General features: G+C 37.0%; 19 protein-coding genes and 1 pseudogene. 5 read left to right on the plus strand and 15 right to left on the minus strand.

Annotated features, from left to right (window positions below; genetic code table 11):
• Nucleotides 1–21 precede the first annotated feature (21 nt).
• The 4 genes from EKM68_RS03815 to EKM68_RS03830 all read right to left on the minus strand — a co-directional run bounded on the left by EKM68_RS03815 (nucleotide 22) and on the right by EKM68_RS03830 (nucleotide 5,119).
• Nucleotides 22–936: a sugar phosphate isomerase/epimerase family protein gene (locus tag EKM68_RS03815; protein ID WP_125588343.1), complete on the minus strand. Its 915-nt coding sequence runs from the start codon at nucleotides 934–936 to the stop codon at nucleotides 22–24.
• Nucleotides 937–1,058: 122 nt separating this feature from the next.
• Nucleotides 1,059–1,880 carry a pyrroline-5-carboxylate reductase family protein gene (locus tag EKM68_RS03820; protein WP_125588344.1) on the minus strand — a complete coding sequence of 274 codons (822 nt, stop codon included), beginning with the start codon at nucleotides 1,878–1,880 and terminating at the stop codon, nucleotides 1,059–1,061.
• A gap of 21 nt (nucleotides 1,881–1,901) precedes the next feature.
• Nucleotides 1,902–2,693: a glycyl-radical enzyme activating protein gene (locus EKM68_RS03825; RefSeq protein ID WP_125588345.1), complete on the minus strand. Its 792-nt coding sequence runs from the start codon at nucleotides 2,691–2,693 to the stop codon at nucleotides 1,902–1,904.
• A gap of 44 nt (nucleotides 2,694–2,737) precedes the next feature.
• On the minus strand, nucleotides 2,738–5,119 hold the full coding sequence (locus EKM68_RS03830; protein WP_125588346.1) for a glycyl radical protein: 2,382 nt from the start codon (nucleotides 5,117–5,119) through the stop codon (nucleotides 2,738–2,740).
• Between the two features lie 447 nt (nucleotides 5,120–5,566).
• Between EKM68_RS03830 and EKM68_RS03835 the strand changes: the two genes are divergently transcribed.
• Nucleotides 5,567–6,478, plus strand: a complete 912-nt coding sequence (locus tag EKM68_RS03835; protein WP_125588347.1) for a LysR family transcriptional regulator — start codon at nucleotides 5,567–5,569, stop codon at nucleotides 6,476–6,478.
• Nucleotides 6,479–6,657: 179 nt separating this feature from the next.
• Here EKM68_RS03835 and EKM68_RS03840 read toward each other — a convergent pair whose 3' ends face one another.
• The 3 genes from EKM68_RS03840 to EKM68_RS03850 all read right to left on the minus strand — a co-directional run bounded on the left by EKM68_RS03840 (nucleotide 6,658) and on the right by EKM68_RS03850 (nucleotide 9,381).
• Nucleotides 6,658–7,953, minus strand: a complete 1,296-nt coding sequence (locus EKM68_RS03840; RefSeq protein ID WP_125588348.1) for an L-cysteine desulfidase family protein — start codon at nucleotides 7,951–7,953, stop codon at nucleotides 6,658–6,660.
• Between the two features lie 25 nt (nucleotides 7,954–7,978).
• Nucleotides 7,979–8,956, minus strand: a complete 978-nt coding sequence (locus tag EKM68_RS03845) for a DMT family transporter (RefSeq protein WP_125588349.1) — start codon at nucleotides 8,954–8,956, stop codon at nucleotides 7,979–7,981.
• A 65-nt stretch (nucleotides 8,957–9,021) separates the two neighbouring features.
• Nucleotides 9,022–9,381, minus strand: coding sequence for a RidA family protein (locus EKM68_RS03850; RefSeq protein WP_125588350.1), 360 nt, complete (start codon nucleotides 9,379–9,381; stop codon nucleotides 9,022–9,024).
• A gap of 148 nt (nucleotides 9,382–9,529) precedes the next feature.
• On the opposite strand from EKM68_RS03850, the gene EKM68_RS03855 reads away from it, so the two are divergent.
• Nucleotides 9,530–10,231 carry a helix-turn-helix transcriptional regulator gene (locus EKM68_RS03855; RefSeq protein WP_125588351.1) on the plus strand — a complete coding sequence of 234 codons (702 nt, stop codon included), beginning with the start codon at nucleotides 9,530–9,532 and terminating at the stop codon, nucleotides 10,229–10,231.
• A gap of 20 nt (nucleotides 10,232–10,251) precedes the next feature.
• Here the strand turns inward: EKM68_RS03855 and EKM68_RS03860 are convergent, their stop codons facing one another.
• The 4 genes from EKM68_RS03860 to EKM68_RS03875 form a co-directional block, all read right to left on the minus strand.
• Nucleotides 10,252–10,689, minus strand: coding sequence for an Rrf2 family transcriptional regulator (locus EKM68_RS03860; RefSeq protein WP_125588352.1), 438 nt, complete (start codon nucleotides 10,687–10,689; stop codon nucleotides 10,252–10,254).
• A 23-nt stretch (nucleotides 10,690–10,712) separates the two neighbouring features.
• Nucleotides 10,713–11,570 carry an SDR family oxidoreductase gene (locus tag EKM68_RS03865; RefSeq protein ID WP_125588353.1) on the minus strand — a complete coding sequence of 286 codons (858 nt, stop codon included), beginning with the start codon at nucleotides 11,568–11,570 and terminating at the stop codon, nucleotides 10,713–10,715.
• Between the two features lie 147 nt (nucleotides 11,571–11,717).
• Entirely contained in the window at nucleotides 11,718–13,643 is a 1,926-nt protein-coding gene (locus EKM68_RS03870; RefSeq protein ID WP_125588354.1) for an oxidoreductase, read from the minus strand.
• Nucleotides 13,644–13,743: 100 nt separating this feature from the next.
• Entirely contained in the window at nucleotides 13,744–14,304 is a 561-nt protein-coding gene (locus EKM68_RS03875) for a TetR/AcrR family transcriptional regulator (protein WP_125588355.1), read from the minus strand.
• Nucleotides 14,305–14,434: 130 nt separating this feature from the next.
• On the opposite strand from EKM68_RS03875, the pseudogene EKM68_RS03880 reads away from it, so the two are divergent.
• Nucleotides 14,435–15,465 (plus strand): annotated as a pseudogene (locus EKM68_RS03880) (SDR family oxidoreductase).
• 94 nt (nucleotides 15,466–15,559) lie between these two features.
• Nucleotides 15,560–16,147 carry an NAD(P)H-dependent oxidoreductase gene (locus EKM68_RS03885; RefSeq protein WP_125588356.1) on the plus strand — a complete coding sequence of 196 codons (588 nt, stop codon included), beginning with the start codon at nucleotides 15,560–15,562 and terminating at the stop codon, nucleotides 16,145–16,147.
• On the opposite strand, the gene EKM68_RS03890 is transcribed toward EKM68_RS03885, so the two are convergent.
• Entirely contained in the window at nucleotides 16,140–16,874 is a 735-nt protein-coding gene (locus EKM68_RS03890; RefSeq protein WP_191987369.1) for a sulfite exporter TauE/SafE family protein, read from the minus strand. The genes EKM68_RS03885 and EKM68_RS03890 overlap by 8 nt on opposite strands.
• A gap of 20 nt (nucleotides 16,875–16,894) precedes the next feature.
• Entirely contained in the window at nucleotides 16,895–17,755 is an 861-nt protein-coding gene (locus EKM68_RS03895) for a LysR family transcriptional regulator (RefSeq protein ID WP_164509346.1), read from the minus strand.
• A 103-nt stretch (nucleotides 17,756–17,858) separates the two neighbouring features.
• On the opposite strand from EKM68_RS03895, the gene EKM68_RS03900 reads away from it, so the two are divergent.
• Nucleotides 17,859–18,347 (plus strand): GNAT family N-acetyltransferase, encoded by a 489-nt coding sequence (locus EKM68_RS03900; protein WP_125588359.1) that lies wholly within the window; start codon nucleotides 17,859–17,861, stop codon nucleotides 18,345–18,347.
• On the opposite strand, the gene rlmH is transcribed toward EKM68_RS03900, so the two are convergent.
• Both rlmH and EKM68_RS03910 read right to left on the minus strand, forming a co-directional pair.
• Nucleotides 18,348–18,827: a 23S rRNA (pseudouridine(1915)-N(3))-methyltransferase RlmH gene (gene rlmH, locus EKM68_RS03905; RefSeq protein ID WP_125588360.1), complete on the minus strand. Its 480-nt coding sequence runs from the start codon at nucleotides 18,825–18,827 to the stop codon at nucleotides 18,348–18,350. It abuts the gene before it with no gap.
• A 380-nt stretch (nucleotides 18,828–19,207) separates the two neighbouring features.
• Entirely contained in the window at nucleotides 19,208–20,599 is a 1,392-nt protein-coding gene (locus EKM68_RS03910; RefSeq protein WP_125588361.1) for a S1C family serine protease, read from the minus strand.
• Nucleotides 20,600–20,610 lie beyond the last annotated feature (11 nt).

The raw sequence follows: 20,610 nt of genomic DNA on the forward strand, positions 1-20,610 counted from the left end.
TAAAGGTGCATCAAGCATGTCTTAACGATTTTTTAGTCCAACATTCAGAGTGTTACGAAGGTAATCTATACTATCTGTACATGCCTTCAATTCTTTTTTACGTGCTTCTTCCATACTGTCGTCACCGATCTCAGATTCTACTTCAAATGTTAAACGACTTACATTAGATTTTTCACGCAATGTACGTAGTACTTTTGTTTCATCAATATCACCTTGTCCAATCGGAGAACCGATAGAATGAAGTCCATCTGGATCTACCTTTAGTTTGAGGTCGCATAAATGGACGCAGTTAGCATAGGGAGCCATCTTGTTGATACATTCCTCAGGTCCTTCTAACACATTCATAGAATTCATCGTATCTATACATGCACCTACGTTAGGATTGTTTAATTTATCCACTAACCAAATTACTTCATCCGCGTATAGATCACAGTGATTCTCTAGAGACATCTTTAATCCCAATTTATCTAATAAAGGAAGATTTTCTTTAAATTCATCATAGCGTTTGCTCAATTGTTTCATCACATCTGGGTCGAAACAAGTACCATAGATTGGATGTGGGCGGTCAATATCCAAACTAAACTTCACTAGATCTGCTCCCATAGCTTTACCATTCAACAACGCATCTTTAACTGTTGAATTTACACGTGGGTCACAAGGTGCATTAAAGGAAACATTGTATTCTAAGTATAAGCCATGATCTTCAGCTGCTTTTTTAACTTTAGCTAGATGCTCAGGCTCTAAAGAAATTAAATCAACATTTGTGATATGTAAACCGTCTAATCCCCATTCCACGGCACGATCCATTAGTTGGAATAAATCAATGCTTTGTTCAAAGGTGTGATCTTCAGAAAAGCCCCAACTTTCTCCTAAACCATGTAAATGTAAGGTATAAGTGTGCATTCCTAGTTGAATTGGTCTATTATAATTGCTCATGTTTTATTCTCCCTTTTTTATCTGTGATTGTTTTATTGATTCGATATGATGCAACTTACTCTGCTGAATAATTCTTTTCCTTCTTTTAATTGCTCAACTCCTCTACGATTTTTTTCCATTATTTAAGATTTACTGACACTCGAGGTCTGACCTAATTCTTTACATCGTTCTACCGAAACGTTTACAAACTCTCGATAGAGATCGTCAAATCCCATAGATTCTATTTTTTCTAAGGCTGTAACTGTGGCACCACCAGGCAATCGTAAAGCTGTTTCAAGATCTTTTAGGCTTATATCAGAATTGAGAATCATTTCTCCGCTCCCCTTCATGGTTTGAGCGAACAATTTGACTGCCGTGTCTGAATCTAAACCTAACCCTTTGGCTTCTTCAACCATTAGATTTGCAACATGATAGAAAAAGCCAGGCGCTGATCCATTAAAAGGTAAAACTTCGGCCATCATGCCATCTGGTACTTCTTCAACGAGACCACATAAACTCAAAATCTCTGTGGCTTTTTGGACGTCTTTGTCACTGCAATTTACGTCACGAGAGACAGCAAATGCCCCTTCTCCAACCTGTGAACTCATATTTGGCATACAGATAATAACCTTACTATCTTTTCCAAGGTGATCTTTGTACCAGTCTTGTTCAACTCCTGTCACAACCGACAATAGTAATTGTCCTGGTCTGTAACTAGCAGCTAATTCATCGATAATGAACCCTGCTACTTTGGGCGTCACTCCTAAAACAAGTATCTCTGAATTGTCGACTAGATCACTCATTTTGTCATAAGTGACATATCCTCTTTTGGCATAAGAATCTCTAACTGCCTCGTTGATATCATAAATACCAATTTCACTAGGATCGTATGCTGGATTTAATTCTGCTCCTCTGTGCATTGCTTGAATAATATTCCCTGCTGCAATAAAACCATAATGTAACATTAAGACGCCTCCTATAGGCAATTAAATTATTGTTTTTATATAATTATTTGTGATGCTCTGACACCATTCCATATGTTGTTCTGATGGGGTTTCCATGTTCTCTAATTCATAATTTATACCAAGTTTACGATAAGTATCAGTCCCGTAGCGATGATACGGTAACAGTTGTAAATGATGCACTTTGGGTAATTTCTCCAGGAATTGCCCAAGAGCTTCCAGCTCTTCCTCAGAATCATTAACACCGGGAATCAATGGCCGACGAATGATCAATTTGAAATTAGGTAAATCAAGGCTACCAGCTTTTTTAATATTGTTTAAGATAATTTCATTTCTAACGCCAGTAAATTCTCTATGTTTTGATCCATCCATTAATTTTAAGTCTACAAACGCTGTATTTAAGCACGATAGAATCGGTTCGATTCTTCTCCAACTGCTATAAAATGACGTTTCAACTGCGGTGTTGATACCTTCCTTGCAAGCTTCTTTGACTAAGGCTGCTACAAATTCTGGTTGAAATAACATTTCACCACCAGAAACGGTCAATCCCCCGCCAGAATGAAAGTAAAAAGGAATATCTTTCCGAACCTCTTCCATCACTTCTTCGACAGTCATAATACTGCCATAAGTGATCTTGCCGTCTTTAGTCGTTTCGATCTTTTCATTCATACCTTCAGGGGTAGAACACCACTTGCACCGCAAAGGACAACCTTTCATAAAGACTACTGTTCTTAACCCATCCCCATCATAAATCGAACTTTTTTCAATTCGTAAGACTGTGCCAGTCAGATCTCTCCCTTCATATTCTTGATACATATTAAACGACCCCTTTCAAATAGAGCACCAAAACTTATATTCCATTAACCAAATTGATCAATTTCTGTTCGTTGGATAATGTCATCTTGAATATCTTTTCCTAGTTCTACAAAGAAAGCAGTATAACCAGCAACTCTGACTAACAAATCGCGATGATCTTTTGGATGAACTTGAGCATCCTCCAAGATTGCACGGTTGACGATGTTATATTGGGTATGATAAATGTCCAGGGTACATTGTGTTTTTAACATTACCATCATGTTATTCAAGCCTTTATCGCCCTCAAGCATCTTTGGATCTAGTTTTAAGTTCATTTGCGTACCTTGAGTAAAACGTGCGTGTGGTAAATTGCTAACAGACTTCAATAAGGCAGTAGCACCTTTGACATCAGTTCCACCGGTAGCACCGATACCATCTGCAAGTGGCAACCATGCTTTACGGCCTGATGGTAAAGCGCCAACGCTTTTACCGATTGGAACATTACCAGATACTGGTAACATTCCTGCCGTCAAATGACCGAATGGAGAATTATAGGTTTCAATTTGATCAACTAAGTAGGTGTAAATCTTGCTGGCAAACTTATCCACATAAGAATCATCATTGCCGTATTTAGGAGCTGACATGCAGAGATCTTGTATCTCATCATATCCTTCAAAATTATGCTCTAAGGCTTCACACAGTTCTTCCATAGTTATCTTTTTTTCATCAAAGATTAATGATTTGACAGCCGCAACAGAATTGATGATATCAGCTTGTCCAATAATATTGATACCATTACCAACATTAAATGTTGCACCACCGTTCGCATAATCTTTACCAGTAACCATGCAGTTTGGATAAGTCAACGATAATGCGGCTACAGGGCGATAGTTCTCACTCAAGTAATCTAAGTAGGAATTCATCGTAGCCATGGTATGAACAAAGTAATCAATCTGCTTTTTGACGGCAGTTATAAATTCATCAAAAGTTTTAAATGTTTTAGGATCACCCGTTTGAATAGAAATTAATTTCCCTGTTTTACGACTCCTCCCGTTATTCATGACCATATCAATAACTCCACCCATACTGATCTCACCAATGTCCGTATAGGATTTCAAGCGACCTTCAAGATTGGTTTCAACGCAACCACATGGCGTCCAATCCCATGCTTGAGATAGTGGAACACCTTTGTTCAATAGCATCTTGATACCCGCATCATCATGATAAACTGCCGGCATTGTACGGCCCATTCGAATACACTCGGCCGCTTTTCTTAAGAAGGAATCTGGGTTTTTGGCCATATTATAACGAACCGTCATATTAGGTTCTTTCAACGCTGTATCCATAGTTGCTTGGATCGTCATGTATGACAAATCATTAACCGCATCTCTACTATCTTTGTCGATACCACCTGCTGTGACTTGAACGGTCATATTATAACCAGCTGAGAAGGCGGCACTTTCTCCATCTTGGAACAAGCCCATTTCTGCAATTTTAATCCAGAAACAATCGAGTAATTCTTGTGCTTCTTCCTTAGTCATGACTCCTTCTTCAATATCTTTGTTGTAGTAATCAATGAGATATTGATCCATCCGTCCTAAGTTATATGAAGAAGCATTTTGTTCCATAAAAAGACAGAATTCGTAGGTCAGCATACTTTGTAAAGCTTCGTAATAGTTACGTGGTGGGTTTTCGGGAACACGGCGATTCACTTCTGCAATTTTTAGTAGTTCAGCTTTTCGCGTTTCATCGTTTGTCTCTTTAGCTAATTTTTCGGCTAAATCCGCATGGCGATTAGCCAAAGCGATAATACCTTCTGCCGTGATGATGAGTGATTTATAGAAAGTAATTTGTTTAAGAACATCTTCTCCATCAGCATCGTCTAAGCTAACCAACTTTTGTTCAGCTTCCTTTTTGATACCGCCAATTCCCTTTTTCAAAAGTGTTCTCCAGCCAGGTGTGTTTTCACCATAACCACGAACAAACTTTTTATCGACGTACAGCATGCCGCCATCTCGCATAGTTCTAACATCGTCTGGCATCATGGCATTCCAACGATCTAAAACACATTTACCTCGCCAATATGGAGCAACGTCTTCCATGAACAGTTTCTTATTTTCTTCAGATAAATAAAAAGGATCATACTTACGGGTACTGATTGTATCCAACTCTTTTTCAATAACCGAACAGGCAGAATCTGGATTTAAGATACCCGCACGTGGTTTAAAAGCCACTCCACCTACAAGAAGTTCATTATCCTGGATATAGATTGGTTTATTTTCATAAACATTTTTCATTGCCGTTGCTTTTTGGATTTGCCACGGTTGTCCTTCTGTCGCTTTAAAAGCTTCAGTGACATAATAAGCATCTGAAATGTCCATCTCTACACGGTGAGACAGGTAGTTGTCTCTTAATGCATTTATTCGATTCATATATTCTTGTGACATAGCATGTTCTCCTTTTTCTCGTGGCTCCTCTTTTATTATCATTCTGGTTATCATTTTTGATTGAGGCGATTGGTTTCGTGCTTTCCATTAAAAACAGAACAATTACAACCACAGTCCAATTTTATATGTGTCAACTTTTTTGCCTCGGTTGAATTGTAGCATCATTCACAATGTCATGTACAATAGCAATTTTGTATAGTGTTATACGGATGATAAATGGCTTGGTTACGTATCCATTATTGCTTTTATAGCATGTTAGGAATAAACTAATACTAATTAAACGATTGTGATATAAATATTTAGAAGCGCTTTCAAAAAATAAATTTTACCGTATTTTCTTTTATCGTTAACCTTCATTCTGTGTCAATTTTGAACTATTAATCAGAATGAGATTTTTAAAAAACTTTTAACTAACATTAAAAATCAAGTCTTTATGGGGTGCTTTATATGGATTTAAAACAAATTGAATATTTCTTTTCTGTTGCAGAGATGGGAAATATTACCAAAGCGGCAGAACTTCACTATACATCTCAACCCACTGTTAGCCGACAACTCTTAGTTTTAGAAAAAGAATTAGGCTATTCTTTGTTTGATCGTGATAGTAAACCTCTTGAGCTGACCAAAGCAGGTCAAATTTTTTATGATGGGATGAAAGAGGCACTATCTAAAATCAATAACACTGTTGATATCGCACAAAATGCTGCGGAAGAAAATAATAATTCTCTCTCCATAGCTTTCCAGTCGGGATACTATTCTGAATACTTGTTATTCCCTGTCATTGATTATTTTCGTAAAATTTATCCAAATATTCATATTCGATTCTCTAAGCTGATGTCTATAGAAATGATGAACGGTTTAAAAAATGAAAGTATCGACATTTGTATCGGTCGCGCCTTTAAACATTGGGTAGACGCGGGATTCAATGTTCAAGAACTAAAAAAAATAGACACACAAATCGTCATGTCTAATAAACATCGCCTAGCTACCAAAGATTCCCTTGATTATACTGATCTAGAAGGTGAAACTTTTTACCTCACTTCACCAAACGGTCATCAAATCCATGAAATTTTTAAAGACCATTGTTCTCTTGCTAATGTTAACCAATTCCAAGTTTCCAACTCCGAAATTGCTTATTTTAAAGTACTGGCCTATAACGGCTTAACATTGTCAGATCCTGATGATCCGTCCTGGAAAAATAGTCCATACTATCACTCTATTTCGATTTCATCTTTTTATACGGATTCTTGTGTTTGTGTAACTACTCCTACCAATTTGAATCCTACGATCAAATTATTCAAAGATTTTCTTGCAACCTTTATGAAAAGACAATTGGCCCTCAGCCCTTCCCAAGTGAATTAATTCATTTTATTTCTAGAGCCTTTTTAGCTAGACGAATAGTGTTGAAGTTTCTATTGGAGAAGTAAAACCAGAAAGTGCATATTCGAAAAAATGCGAACTGAAATTAATCAGCTCGCATTTTTTAATGACTTGTTTAAATTAACTATCCACAAAATTTTCCAGGGGTTTGAAGCAATGAATTACTTATTAACCATAACATCTAATATAACTGGATCAGTTGCCTTAAATCCTTCACTGACAATTGTTCCCAATCCCTTAATTGTATCGTCAATACTATCATGAATTAAACCATTACTAGATGGAATCTCTATATCTTGTATTGCTAGATTGACAGCTCTATACATTGAAGATGTTGATGAAGCAACCTTCATAGCACATGAGCATCCGGCACCATCACAAACCATCCCCGCTGCATCTCCGACCATGTTCTTTATAGCCGAACATGCTTCCTGAAAATCATTAGTAAGTAAATATACACATCCTGTCGCTGCACCCATAGCTGCTGAATCTGTAGCACAGAAAGCTGACAGAACTGGTAAGAATGAATGAATATAAAGTGCTGTCAAATGAGACACTGTCAAAGCTCTAATCAAATCTTCTTCGTCGGCGTCAACATAATCTGAAACAATACTGACAGGAATTGTCGCTGTAATGCCTTGATTACCTGAACCTGAATTGGACATTGCCGCCAATTGAGAACCACCCATTCTAGCATCAGAAGCTGCAGATGCAGTAGAAACAATGTCATTGCACAGGTCATCATCAGACTTAGTCAAACGTGAGTTTCTGAGTGATTGTCCTAATTTGATTCCATAATCATTTTTAAATCCATCTTCTGCCAAATTCAAATTCAACACAGAAGCCTCTTTCATAAATTCAATCTCTTCTAGAGGTTCATTCTTAGCAAATTCCCAAATATCTTTCAACTCAACTGTTTGTAAAAATTGTTTTGTTTCTGAAACGGCGTGTGCCGTTGGCCTATCTTTAGAAAAGATAATATCGTCATTCTTTTGAATCAAAAAGATATTTGTATGATCACCAGCTATGCAGACTCTGACTGTATTAGCATCATCAGAAACAATAGCTTCAACATACAGATCATCATCAACATCAGCCACATTAACACTTATCTTTCCAGAATCCGCTAATGCAAAAATGTCAGGAAGATCACCACTAGATAGTTCTGATATAACACTTAGTCCTGCATTGGGATCACCGGTAATTATTCCGGCGGCGGCAGCTATAACCAATCCAGGTCTGCCAGTTCCGGGAACAATTACTGCCATAGCATTCTTCATGATATTACTAGAAACTTTAATTTGCATATCTTTAATTAGTTTCTCATCATTCAAATACGACATACAGTTTGCGGCAGCATAAGCGACTGCTATAGGTTCAGTACATCCAGTTGCAGGAACTACTCCTTCTTTTAAGGATCTAATAAACATTTGACGTATACCATTTTTTTCAATCATATTTGCACCTCTCCACAATATCCTTTTATATACGTGCATTCTCGACTTCGCCATCGAAGCTCTCTTTTAATTTATTCTTACATGCCTCTTTATCCTCAGCCTTGCACTTGTAGTAATCCATCACATTAATTGCTACAACGCTAAGTATGACAACTGCTATACCAATTAATTGAACTGAATATAAAGTTGTACCCAAGAAAATAACTGATGCAACTGAAGCAGTTAGCGGTTCTAAAATATCTAATAAACTAGTAAGAATAGGTTCGATATAATTCAAACTTCCTAAATAAATTGCGTATGCGATAGCTGTACTGAATACCGCGATAAATCCAATTTCCGCCCAATCCCAAGCTGTTGCCGAACTTGATACTTGCCAAAATGGTGAAATAAAGTTTCCGATTACTCCACCGGTAAACAATCCTAATCCGACAATAATTATTGTTTGATTCTCTTTAACTAATTTCCTAGGAATAAACGTAAAGTTAGCAACACCAACAGCAGATAATAATCCACACACAATCGCCATTATAGATACACTTAATTCATTTGTGTTTCCGTTAGTTACTAATAAGAATGTTCCAAATATTGATAATAAAATTGCACCAATTAAATACTTGCTGGGTCTTGCCTTTTCAAACATTATCGTCATTAAGATCATTACTGATGGGCTCAATGATTGCAATACAGTTGCTACGGCTGGATTGCCTAATGATACTGATAATGTATACATCGATTGAGCAAATAATAATCCGAAGACTCCAAAAGCTAATAATGTAAGAACATTCATTTTATTTTTAAAAACATCGAATAATTGCTGTCTATCTTTAATAAAAAATATAATCAATAAAATTAATCCACCGAAAGTTAATCTAAAACTTACGAGTGACGAAGCACTGATGATTTTCCTACCAAGTAAATCTCCTGCTACAACTCCTCCAATACCAAATAAAAACGCACCGAAGGCAGCCATCAAAATTCCAACTAATTTTTTGGACTTCCCCATTTTATTTTCCACCTTATTATTTGAATTAAGCTTCTACCAAAATATAATGTTTTTCATGTAATCGATTACTTATACGCTATAATTTCAACTTCTATCTGGCCATCTGCGGGCAACTTACAAACCTCAAACGCCGTACGAGCAGGATAAGGTTCTTCAAAGAGTTCCTTCATGACTTTATTCACGGCCGCAAAGTTATTCAGATCCGTTAAAAATATTTTTACTTTCAAAATATCAGCAAGTGCCATATCTTCTAATTCTAAAATATTTTTAATATTATCAAATGACTGTTTAACTTGATCCTCAAAAGTAACACCGTCAATACTATTGGTTTCTGGATTGATTGGCAGCTGACCTGAGGTTATCAATAAATCACCTTTCATTCGGTATGCCGAATATGGTCCAATCGATTTAGGTATTTTGTTCATCTTCATATCCCCCTTTTATTTACACCTACAATATAAATGATAAAAAGCAACAAGTCAATAATAAATTATTATCATGATAAATTATTATTTGGAGAAAAAATTATCACGTGTGCTATAATATTCAAAACAATAAGGAGATAACCCCCTGATGGCCTATAATCTTGATGAATATATAAAACTAACAAAATTTATTAGTGCCGTACTTGGTGATAATTATGAAATTGTACTGCACTGGCGAGATAACAAAGACAGTTCATATTACATTGCTGATATTGAAAACTCATATATAAGTGGCAGAACAATAAACTCCCCAATTACGGGATTCGCACTCAAACTAGTAAATAACAAAGAATATCTACAAAAGGATTTTGTTACTAATTACAAAGCAACTACAGACGAATCCACTGAAGTACAAGGATCAACTTTCTTCATCAAGGATTCCGAAAGCAACTTATTAGGGTTACTATGTATTAATTTCAATCCTCAAAAATATATAAAAATGGCTGAGAATATACTTTCACTGGCTAATATCAGCAACGTGGCAAATTTGATCAACAAAACAAATGTTTCAGAAAAAATTGAACCGGTCAATGCAAATAAAGTATCACAGGAATATTTACATCAAAATATTGCGGACGTTGTCTATTCGACAATAAATCCTGAAATACTTAACTCTGACGTATCACTAACACCTGATAAAAAAATTGAAATTGTTTCAAAATTAAAAGCTAACGGCATCTTCCAAATAAAAGGTGCTATTTCATATGTCTCTGATTTACTACAAGTTTCAGAGCCAAGTATCTACCGATATTTGAAAACTATCGAAAAAAATGAAAATAAAAATCAATAAAAAAACGCGAGCTGATTAATTCAGCCCGCGTTTTCGTTTACTAGTTCATTTATATTATTTACCATATCCTGAATGGTCAGCTTCGACATCTCGTCTTCGGCGGCTTTTTGAACTCGTTCATAAGCACCGTTCAACGTCTGTTGGATATTGGCTCCTACTGGACAATCCATATTAGTTCTCGGATCAACATGCAGCAATTCATGATTGATCTCAACCGCTTGAAAAACATCCAATAACGTAATCTTATTCGCCGGACGTGCTAATTTTGGCTTAGCCGTCCCGACCGTGCTTTCCAATAATCCAGCTTTTTTTAGATTTGCCATCAATTGACGTACTACACTGGCGTTTGATTCAATGCTCAAAGCAATTCCATTGCTAGACACATCTTCTCCTTCAGGCATAATATCAACATATGCCAAAATATGAATGGCATCACTCAGCTTGTACGAATATTTCATTGATAGCCTCCTCTTAAACATTATTATCTATTTAAAACTTCTTTGACGGCATCTGTCAATGGAGTTAATTCGTGTCCTAAGACATCGGGTAAGTCAGTTGAAGCAACATCTAGTTCACCATCGCGCATCATATCTTGCATCCCAACAAAAATATCGGCTGTCATTTCATCGAATCCAGAATCAATTAAGTTTTGACGATATTCGGCATCCGAAACACTCTTAAATTCAAATTGCTTACCAGTTACTTCTTTAACAGCTTGTCCAAGTTCAGCATATGTTACAGGTTTGCCACCAAATTCATAAACATTTTTGGCAGAGTCTAACGTCATAACCTTAGCAGCTCCGACAGCATATTCACGCTCCAAAGCAAATCCAATTTTACCATCACCGGCAGCATAAACGGCATCTTCACCAGCAGCTCCAGCTTTTAAGTAACTCATTTCGTTCTCTAAGTACCAAGCATTGCGTAAGAATGAATACTTCATTCCACTTTCCTTGATGATTTTTTCAGTAAACTTGTGATCTGATGATAAAGCCGATTTAGCATTATCCGCGTCAGCGAAACTTGTATAAGCTAAGTATTCAACTCCGTCCTCCTTGGCGGCCTCAACAACGTTTTGATGCTGTGTTTCACGAGAAACATCTCCACCTGGAACTGATGAAATGAATAGTAATTTATCTACTCCCGTTAATGCTTTGATCAGAGCACCCTTATCCGTATAATCAGCTTGGCGAATCTCAATTCCTTCTGGCAAAACTTTTTTAGCTTTATCAACATTGCGAACAATAGCGATAGCATCACTTGCACTAACTTCTTTAAGTAATTCACGAATGGCGATTTGACCGAAATGTCCAGTTGCTGCTGAAATTGCATATTTCATATTTGATGACCTCTTTTTTATTTTATATTAGTTGTTGTTTTATTATTAACAAGCATCATTGTAACTACTTGTTGCTTTAAAGTCAACAGCTTATTTGAAGATAAAAAAAGTGATCCTGACTAAAAAGTCAAAATCACTTACTAATCATTATGCATAATAACCAGCTTTAAATCCTGCAGTTGAAGCCTCTAATGCGTTAGTCGGTTCTATGACATCCCCAGCAGCAACTACATTATTTAATTCTGATTGTAGGGAATGTAATAATTCATTATCAGAATGATATCCCACCGCCAAAACAATTTCATCGGCAACTATTCGCTCATCACGTCCCTTGTGATCGATCACTACTTCGCCATTAGAAAACTCTTTGACTTTGGATTGCGTAATGACGTCAACTTCATGATCACGGAAGAACCTCTTAGTTGGCACAGTACGCAATAATCCAGCATCAATGTCAGTAGTCATCTCCAATATCGTTATATGACCACGCTCAGCATCAGCCAGATACATGGCTGTTTCTGTTCCGACTTCACCACCGCCAACAACGACAATTTTACCTTGAATCGGTTCTCTACCAAGCAATACATCATTCGCAAAATGAATATTATTAGCGTTGATTCCCTTTAATGGTGGCTTATTAGGATTACCACCAGTTGCGACAATAACTTTGTCAGCATTGAATTCTTTAACATTCTCAACCGTTGCCGTTTGATTCAAAACAACATTGATATTCAAAGTTTTGATTTGATGTTTCAAGAAAACCAAGAAATTGGCATACTCACCCTTTGCAGGTGGATAAATAGCTGAAATAAATTCTCCGCCTAACTCATTAGCTTGTTCCCAAAGAGTAACTTCGTGTCCTTGTCTAGTGGCTGCAACAGCGGCTTCCATACCAGCAGGACCACCACCAATAATCAAGATGCTCTTTGATTCAGGATTTTCGTCAAAGGTATATTTAGTCTCATGTCCTAATTCAGGATTGACCAAACAACGAACGTGATTACCCTCAAGCAAACTACCTTCGCATCCCTGCAAACAGCGAATACAATAATTAATACTACTCAATTGTCCTCGAGCGGCTTTTCGTGGCATATCTGGATCAGCTAATGAAGCGCGGGCCATTCCGACAAAATCACAGGCATCTTGCTCCAACACCGTTTCAGCCATTGCCGGGTCGTTGATGCCGTTAGCGACTATCGTTGGAATATTAACAAAATTATGTACCCGTTTAGCATTTTCAACATTGTAACCTTTGGCTGTGAAAGTAGACGAGATGAGTTCAGGTGCGTAAGAAGTGTATTCTCCATTGCTCAAATTCAAACCATCGAAGCCTAATTTTTCTAGATATTTAACGATCATCATCGTTTCCTGCATTTGACGTCCATCAACCGTATCTTCAGTTAACGAAACCCTGGCAGTCAATGGGAAAACATCCCCAACTTCCAAACGCATAGCATGGTATATTTCTTCAACAATCCGAATTCTATTTTCAAAACAGCCGCCGTATTCATCTGTTCGGCGATTTTGACGAGTACTCAAAAAACCTGCTAATAAATATCCATGTGCAAGATGCAATTCAATACCATCAAAGCCGGACTTCTTCATCAGTCGAGCTGTATTAGCGAATTCTGCCACTAATCGATGAATTTCAGGGACTGTCAATTCGTGTGGAATCTCACGATTGAAAGCATCTGGAATCTTGGCGGCTGATACTGGCTGAACTCCACCATTAACGGCTGAGCTGGTTTGACGTCCAGGATGAAATACTTGAGCAAACATCTTGGCGCCATACATATGAACTGTATCGGTTAACCGTCGATTAGCTGGAACTTGTGAATCATCATAGAGTCTGATGCAATTCTTATAGCCAATACCATGAGGATTGACTCCATAATCTTCAGTAATGATCAAGCCAAAACCACCACGGGCCTTAGCTTCATGGTACTTGATAAACGCTTCAGTAATGTTGCCATCCTCATCGCAGAGATTAGTTACCATTGCTGGAACAACGAATCGATTCTTAATTTCACATTCATTAATCTTATATGATGTAAATAATTTTTGAAAAAACATTCGAGTTCCCCCATTTCAAATTTGCATAGTTACTCCCAATATAAGTTATAAGGTATGCCCTTACAGTAAGGTCAACCCCATTTGTGAATTTTTTTACAAATTATTTGTTCATCAAAAATTGCATCGTTGAATTCTGGAATCCTCCAATCAAAATATGAACTTTTTCTAAAGTCTCCTTTTGTCCGTCAACTAACCATTCATACCAAATTGCATAAACGCCAGCACTCATAAACTTCGTCCAATATCGACGTTCTACTTCAGTTAATTGATCAGGTAATGAAACTGTACGATAGAAATCTATCATGTTGTCATCAAAAATCTTTTTGATGATATATTCAAAGCCACGTTTCTCAGATAACTTCAAAATATCAGAATAGTCAGTGAAGAATTCACCGATCTTATTTAATTTATCTGCTTCAGAAATTTTGTTCTTAACCTCTTCAAATCTGGCCTGAATTACCGGTTCAAAGTAACTGATCAATAAATCATCCAGCGTATCAAAATTACGGTAAAATGCCATTCGGCTTACGCCGGCCCGTTTAACCACTTGACTAACTGATATGTCATTTAAATTTTTAGTCTCCAACAACTGTAATAAGGCCGTCAGTAGATATTCTCTAGAATCCTGCTTAATATTTTGTGCATGTTTTGTAGCTGCCATTACATTTTCTCCATTCTGTCACAGATGCTCCTCATTCACTTGAAAAGCTATTAACCTCATTGTAAGATAGCATCACAAACGTTACAAGTGTAACAACAGTAAAAAACAAAAAGTGAAGGTATTTATTATAATGACAAAACAATTAGTAGTAGTAACCGGCGGCAGTGCTTCATTGCCTCGCACATCATCGTACAATTATTGCAACAAAACTACGCAGTTCGTACAACTATTAGGTCATCTAAGAAAATTGCATTGGTCAAACAACTCTTAACACAAGGCGGTATTACAGATTTTAGTAATTTAACTTTTGTGGAAGCAGATTTAACCTCAGATAATAATTGGGAAAAAGTTATGTCTGGGGCCACCTATGCCATTCATCCAGCTTCACCCACACCGACATTGAACTTTAAAAATGAAGATGAAATGATTCGGCCAGCAGTTGACGGTGTTCTGAGAGTTCTCGAAGCAGCCAGAGACAATGGTGTAAAACGAGTGGTTCTTACTTCAGCCTACGGAGCCGTTTTTGCTGGACATAAGAATCGCACTACTCCTTATACTGAAGAGGATTGGTCAGATCTATCCTCTAAAAAAGTTCATCCTTATCAAAAATCAAAAACTCTGTCGGAACGCGCAGCTTGGGATTTTATCAAAAATGAAGGTAATGGACTTGAGTTAGCAACCGTCAATCCCGTTGGTGTGATGGGACCAGTTCTAGCATCGGATTATTCGCATTCCAATATCCAGATTCAACAATTACTCGAAGGCAAGATCAAAGCCGTCCCTAATGTCGATTCCGGCTACGTTGACGTCCGTGACGTTGCTAGTCTACATTTGCTGGCAATGACATCACCAAAGGCTAATGGGCAACGTTTCTTAGCTACAACTGGTGAAACCTTATCCATGTTAGATGTTGCCAATATCTTGCGTGAATCATTACCTAAATATGCTGCTAAATTACCAACTAGAGTTATGCCGAATGCACTTATCAAAGCTGCAGCATTGACAGATCCGCAATTAAAAATGGTGGCATCATTGCTGGGAGTATACGCCGAAACTAGCAACAAAAAAGCCGTAACAATGTTAGACTGGCATCCACGTTCGGCACGTGAGTCTATCATTGCTACAGCTCAATCGATGATTGATTTGGGAATCATTAAATAATTATTCGCATAGAGAAGCCAATATCTGGCTTCTTTTTTTGATGCTCTGATATACAATTAGTTTAGATAATTATGAAAAACAGAGGAGAATCTACATGAAAACAATCATCTACACGCATCCCTATAAAGGCAGTTTTAACCACGCAATTCTAAAAACTATGGCTGATTATTTTGATCGAAACAGACAAGAATATCAAATAATAGATTTGTATCAAGATAGCTTCAATCCAGTTTTATCACCAATTGAACTCAAAAAATACAGTACTGGCGAGGCAACCGATCCACTAGTATCTAAATATCAAAAAATGATTTCTAACTCCGACGAATTGATCTTTATCTTCCCAATCTGGTGGCATAATCTACCCGCTATGCTCAAGGGATTCTTGGATAAAACAATGCTAAAAGATTTCGCCTACAACGAAGACAATGGTTGGAGAGGATTATTAACATACATCAAAAAAGCCACGGTGATAACTACTTCGACCGTGACCAAAGACTATTTAAAAACAGAATCTGGTGATCCAATTCAGAGTGTTCTTATCAACCGCACTCTGTCTGACATTGGTATCGATCCACAAAATAATAAATGGATTCACTTTGGTCAGGTCAACGTTACGACTGACGAAGCTAGAAATAACTTCCTAAATAATTTACCCACAATGTACGAAAATCAATTCAAATAAATACTAGCAGAGACGTTATTAGATAATAAAGACCACTCATACCAATAAATGTATAAATACACTTACTGACTAACGCTAAGTTCATGTGATTCAAAATTCGACTGGCGATAAATGTGCCGATTATCGCTCCTACTATGCCGATTAAAATAATGGGAATTTCGTGAATACCAATGATTCCATTAATAATTCTAAACGATGATGTGTAAGACATATCCAAAACAAAAAACATCTGAACTGTTGCCATATATTCTTCTTTCGTTGATGACAAAGACAAGAAATATAATGCCATTAAGGGTCCGCCAATTCCAAATAATCCGCTGAAGAAACCTGAAATCAATACGAAACTGATTGCTACATAAAGTCGAAATTGTTTTTGTCCACCACTTTTTGAAAACAAAAAATATAGTGACAATATTATCAACAATCCGCCTAACATAGCGCGTGAAATATGAACATCCAATAAGCCGCCTAAATGAATCGATAGCGATGCCACGACGGCATACAAAATAAACGGCCAGATTATCCGCTTGAACTTAATATAATGTCGATAATGAATTGCCATCATGACAACCGAAGCTACAGGGATTATTCCCGCTACTCCGGCAGCCTTGGCCATTGGTAGAATACTAGGTAAAAAAACCATCAAAACAATGGCGGGACCAAATCCAGTCAGCCCTTGAACTAAGCCAGCTAACATTCCCGGGATCAAAACAAAAAGCCACGGCATAATAAAATCTCCTTATCGATTTATTTCAGAGTTTCTCTAACAAACGACTCAACTAATTTTTGCTTACGTGAATTCTTCCGCATCAGCATGTGAGCATGAATTTCATTTTTGATTGGAAAATTTATTTCACGCAATCTGCCATCAGATAATTCTTGTTCCACAGTCACCTTAGGTAAATACGAGTACCCAACCCCACTTGCAACAACGTTTTTGATTGCGCCGATACTCCAAAGCTCCATGATATCCGGACGGAGGTGGAATTCACTCCACAAAGTCCGTTCAAATTGATTACGATAGCTACAGTCCGGTTCATTAATAACGAATGGAAATTTACTGACGAAATCAATATCGTCGTAATCTTTTTTGTCAGCTCCACTAACTACACAGACCATATCTTGTAACCCTAAATCGTAATCAACTAGCACCGTAGAATGGATCTCCGGCCACATCATAAAAGCCACATCAGCCTCACCATCGATCAATTTTTTCTGATTGAACTTACAACTTGCATTGGTAATTTGAAGTTGAACATCGGGATACGAATTTTTGAATGCACTAATAATCTTTGGTAATTTGTAAATCGTCAACGATTCTGGAGCTGCAATATTCAGGGTTCCTGACAAAGTATCCGTCTGTGAAATTTTTTGAATAGCCTGATAATCATCTAACAATTGTTCAGTTAATGGAATTAGACGCTTAGCCGCATCCAACAAAATAATTTTTCTGTGACTATAATCGAATAATTTGGCCGAGAGCTCATTCTCTAACTCCTTAACTTGTGCAGATACAGCGGATTGTGTATATCCCAACAATTCCGCTGTTTTTGTATAACTACCAGTGTCCACTATTGTTCTGAAAGTAATTAGCTGTCTTATTTCCATCAGTTCCTCCATTAAAAATATTGATTGATATCATCAATAACATCAATTTAACTTATACAGATCTATTTGCTAAGCTTATATCATTCACTTAGGAGATGTAAATATGAAAATTGAAACTTACAAAAATAATCCACAAACCCTTGCTGGATTGGTGGATTTAATTGAATTCTGCCAAAATGATGAAGCACATTTGGATATAAAAATGATTGAACAGTCTGATGTATTTGAAATTCCTGAGCACTATCAAGCAACTGGTGGAAATTTTTGGATTGCAAAAGATAATGGTTTAACTGTGGGATCCATCGGCTTGCTAAAATTGGACAATAAAAATGGTGTATTAAAGAAATTCTTCACTTATCCAAAATATCGTGGAAATCCGGTTAGACTGGGACAAAAACTGTATGAGCAATTTATTGATTATGCAAAAAATGAAGTCAACCTTGAAACTATTTTTTTGGATACACCTGAAGGTGAGCAGAGATCACACTATTTCTACGAGAAACAAGGATTTAAATTGATCAATCGTGATAAATTGGCCGCCAATTATGAATTTCCCGACCGTAATTCACGAATTTATAAATTAAATTTATAATTACTTATGGTAAGTACGATGGTTAATAATCATGAACGAACGATAGATCTGTTCAGTCATTACTAAACGCATTAACTGATGTGGCAAAGTAAACTTACCAAAACAAATACTATAATCAGCACGCTTGGTAACTGCCGGACTGACTCCAAGTGATCCTCCGATGACAAAGGTAATATCACTTGTACCATATGTGGATAGGTCATCAACTTTTTTAGCTAGTTCTTCTGAAGTTAATTCTTTCCCGCGCAAGTCTAGTAAAATAACATATTCCTTATCTTTGATTTTAGATAAGATTCTTTCGCCCTCGACATCTTTGACGTGTGCATCCTCTGCCTCGCTCAAGTTCTCGGGGGCTTTTTCATCTGGGCATTCAACCATTTCAAACTTACAAAAGGCACTCAAACGCTTGGCGTATTCAGCAATACCAGCCTTTAAATACTTTTCTTTTAATTTGCCGACTGTAACTAATTTTATATTCATAACTATCTCCTCATATATATCATATATATTTATTAACAAAATGAACAATGACAAAAAACGAATTTTATTTATAATCAACTTATGCACATAAATAAAAAAGTTTGTATACTTGTGTGGAACATAACAGATACCTATTATACCAGTCATTAGAGCATACTTCTATATTAGCTTTCCGAGGTTATCAACAAGCAAAAAGCCGATTGTGGATAACTTTTCGACAGTGTTTTTACTAAAGTTTATCCACTTATACACAAGTTATCCACATCTGTGGAAAAGCTTGTTTAATTCACTCGATAAAAACACGAAGTATATATACAATTTGTGCATATATTGTTCAAAAAAAAATGTGGAACTAGTATTAACTAGTTCCACAAGTCATTTTATTCAGAAGTTTTTTTGGTTAAATGAACCTTAGATGTCTTCAACTTACCGTTACGGTAATATTGAACGCTGACAGTGTCACCAACTGAATGCGAATACAAAGCACTATGTAAGTCAGCAACCGAACTTACTGTTTTGTTTCCCAATTTAACAATAACATCATTTTTCTTAAGACCTGAGCTCTTAGCGACAGAACCTGCAGTCGTACTGTAGATAACAACACCCTTGGTAATGTTACTTGGAAGCTTCAAGCTTGATTGAGAATCATCAGTTATTTGGTCAAGATCAATAACCTTAACACCTAATGATGGACGTTCGACTTTTCCATTTTGTACTAATTGATTGATGATCTTCACAACTTCATTACTTGGAATGGCAAATCCCATCCCTTCAACTGAAGTCCCATCCGTATTTGACGCTAGTTTCATTGAGTTTATCCCAATGATTTGTCCAGCTTCATTAACTAATGGACCACCAGAGTTACCAGGATTAATGGCGGCATCTGTTTGAAGAACTGTTGCCTCACCAGTAACTTGTCCGGTGTTTTGATCTTGAGTTTGAACAGTTCTATTCGTAGCCGAAATAATCCCTTGTGTAACGGTTGTGGCGTATTGGCTGCCAAGTGGTGAACCAATAGCAATCACGGGATCACCAGGTGAAACATTATCTGAATTACCAAATGAAGCCGTGGCAGGAACCTTGTTTCCAGCAATCTCAAGCACTGCCAGGTCAGTAGTTGAATCACTACCAACTAATTTAGCCGACATCTTCGTGCCATCTTCAAGGATGACCTCAAGTGAATCCGAGCCTTCAACCACGTGGTTGTTAGTTACGATATAACCTTTGCCGTTTTGTTTAGCATAGATCACACCAGAACCTTCACTGTATTCCTGTAAGTCAGCAGAATTTGAAGATGATGATGACGAAGAATTATCATTCGAATTACTGTCTGATGAATTGCTATCACTGCTTTGTGAATTGTCTGAATTACTATCAGACGAATTACTGCTGCCAGTATCACTATCTCCGAATAAATCACCGAAGATTGAATTCAAACTGCCATCACTAGATGACTGTTCTTTTTGCTTTTGAAGGTTGATGACTGAAACAACCGCACCATTAACCTTCTTATACGCACCTGACATGGTATTAGCGGTATTAGCCTTAGTGTTACTTACTTGCGTGGTACCCGAAGCACCAGTTGAAGACGTATCGGCAACACCATTATCATTCCCAAAATAACTAAATCCGGCAAAAGCAATTCCAACACCAAGCATTGCTGAAATAAAAGCAACAATACTAATTTTAACCAAAGAATTTCCTGATTTCACCTTAGAATCTCGCTTCTTTCCATTATTCATTCTAGAATCATTTTGATTATTATTATCCATTACGTAATCAC

The sequence above is a fragment of the Companilactobacillus jidongensis genome (assembly GCF_003946575.1).
Classification (GTDB): domain Bacteria; phylum Bacillota; class Bacilli; order Lactobacillales; family Lactobacillaceae; genus Companilactobacillus; species Companilactobacillus jidongensis.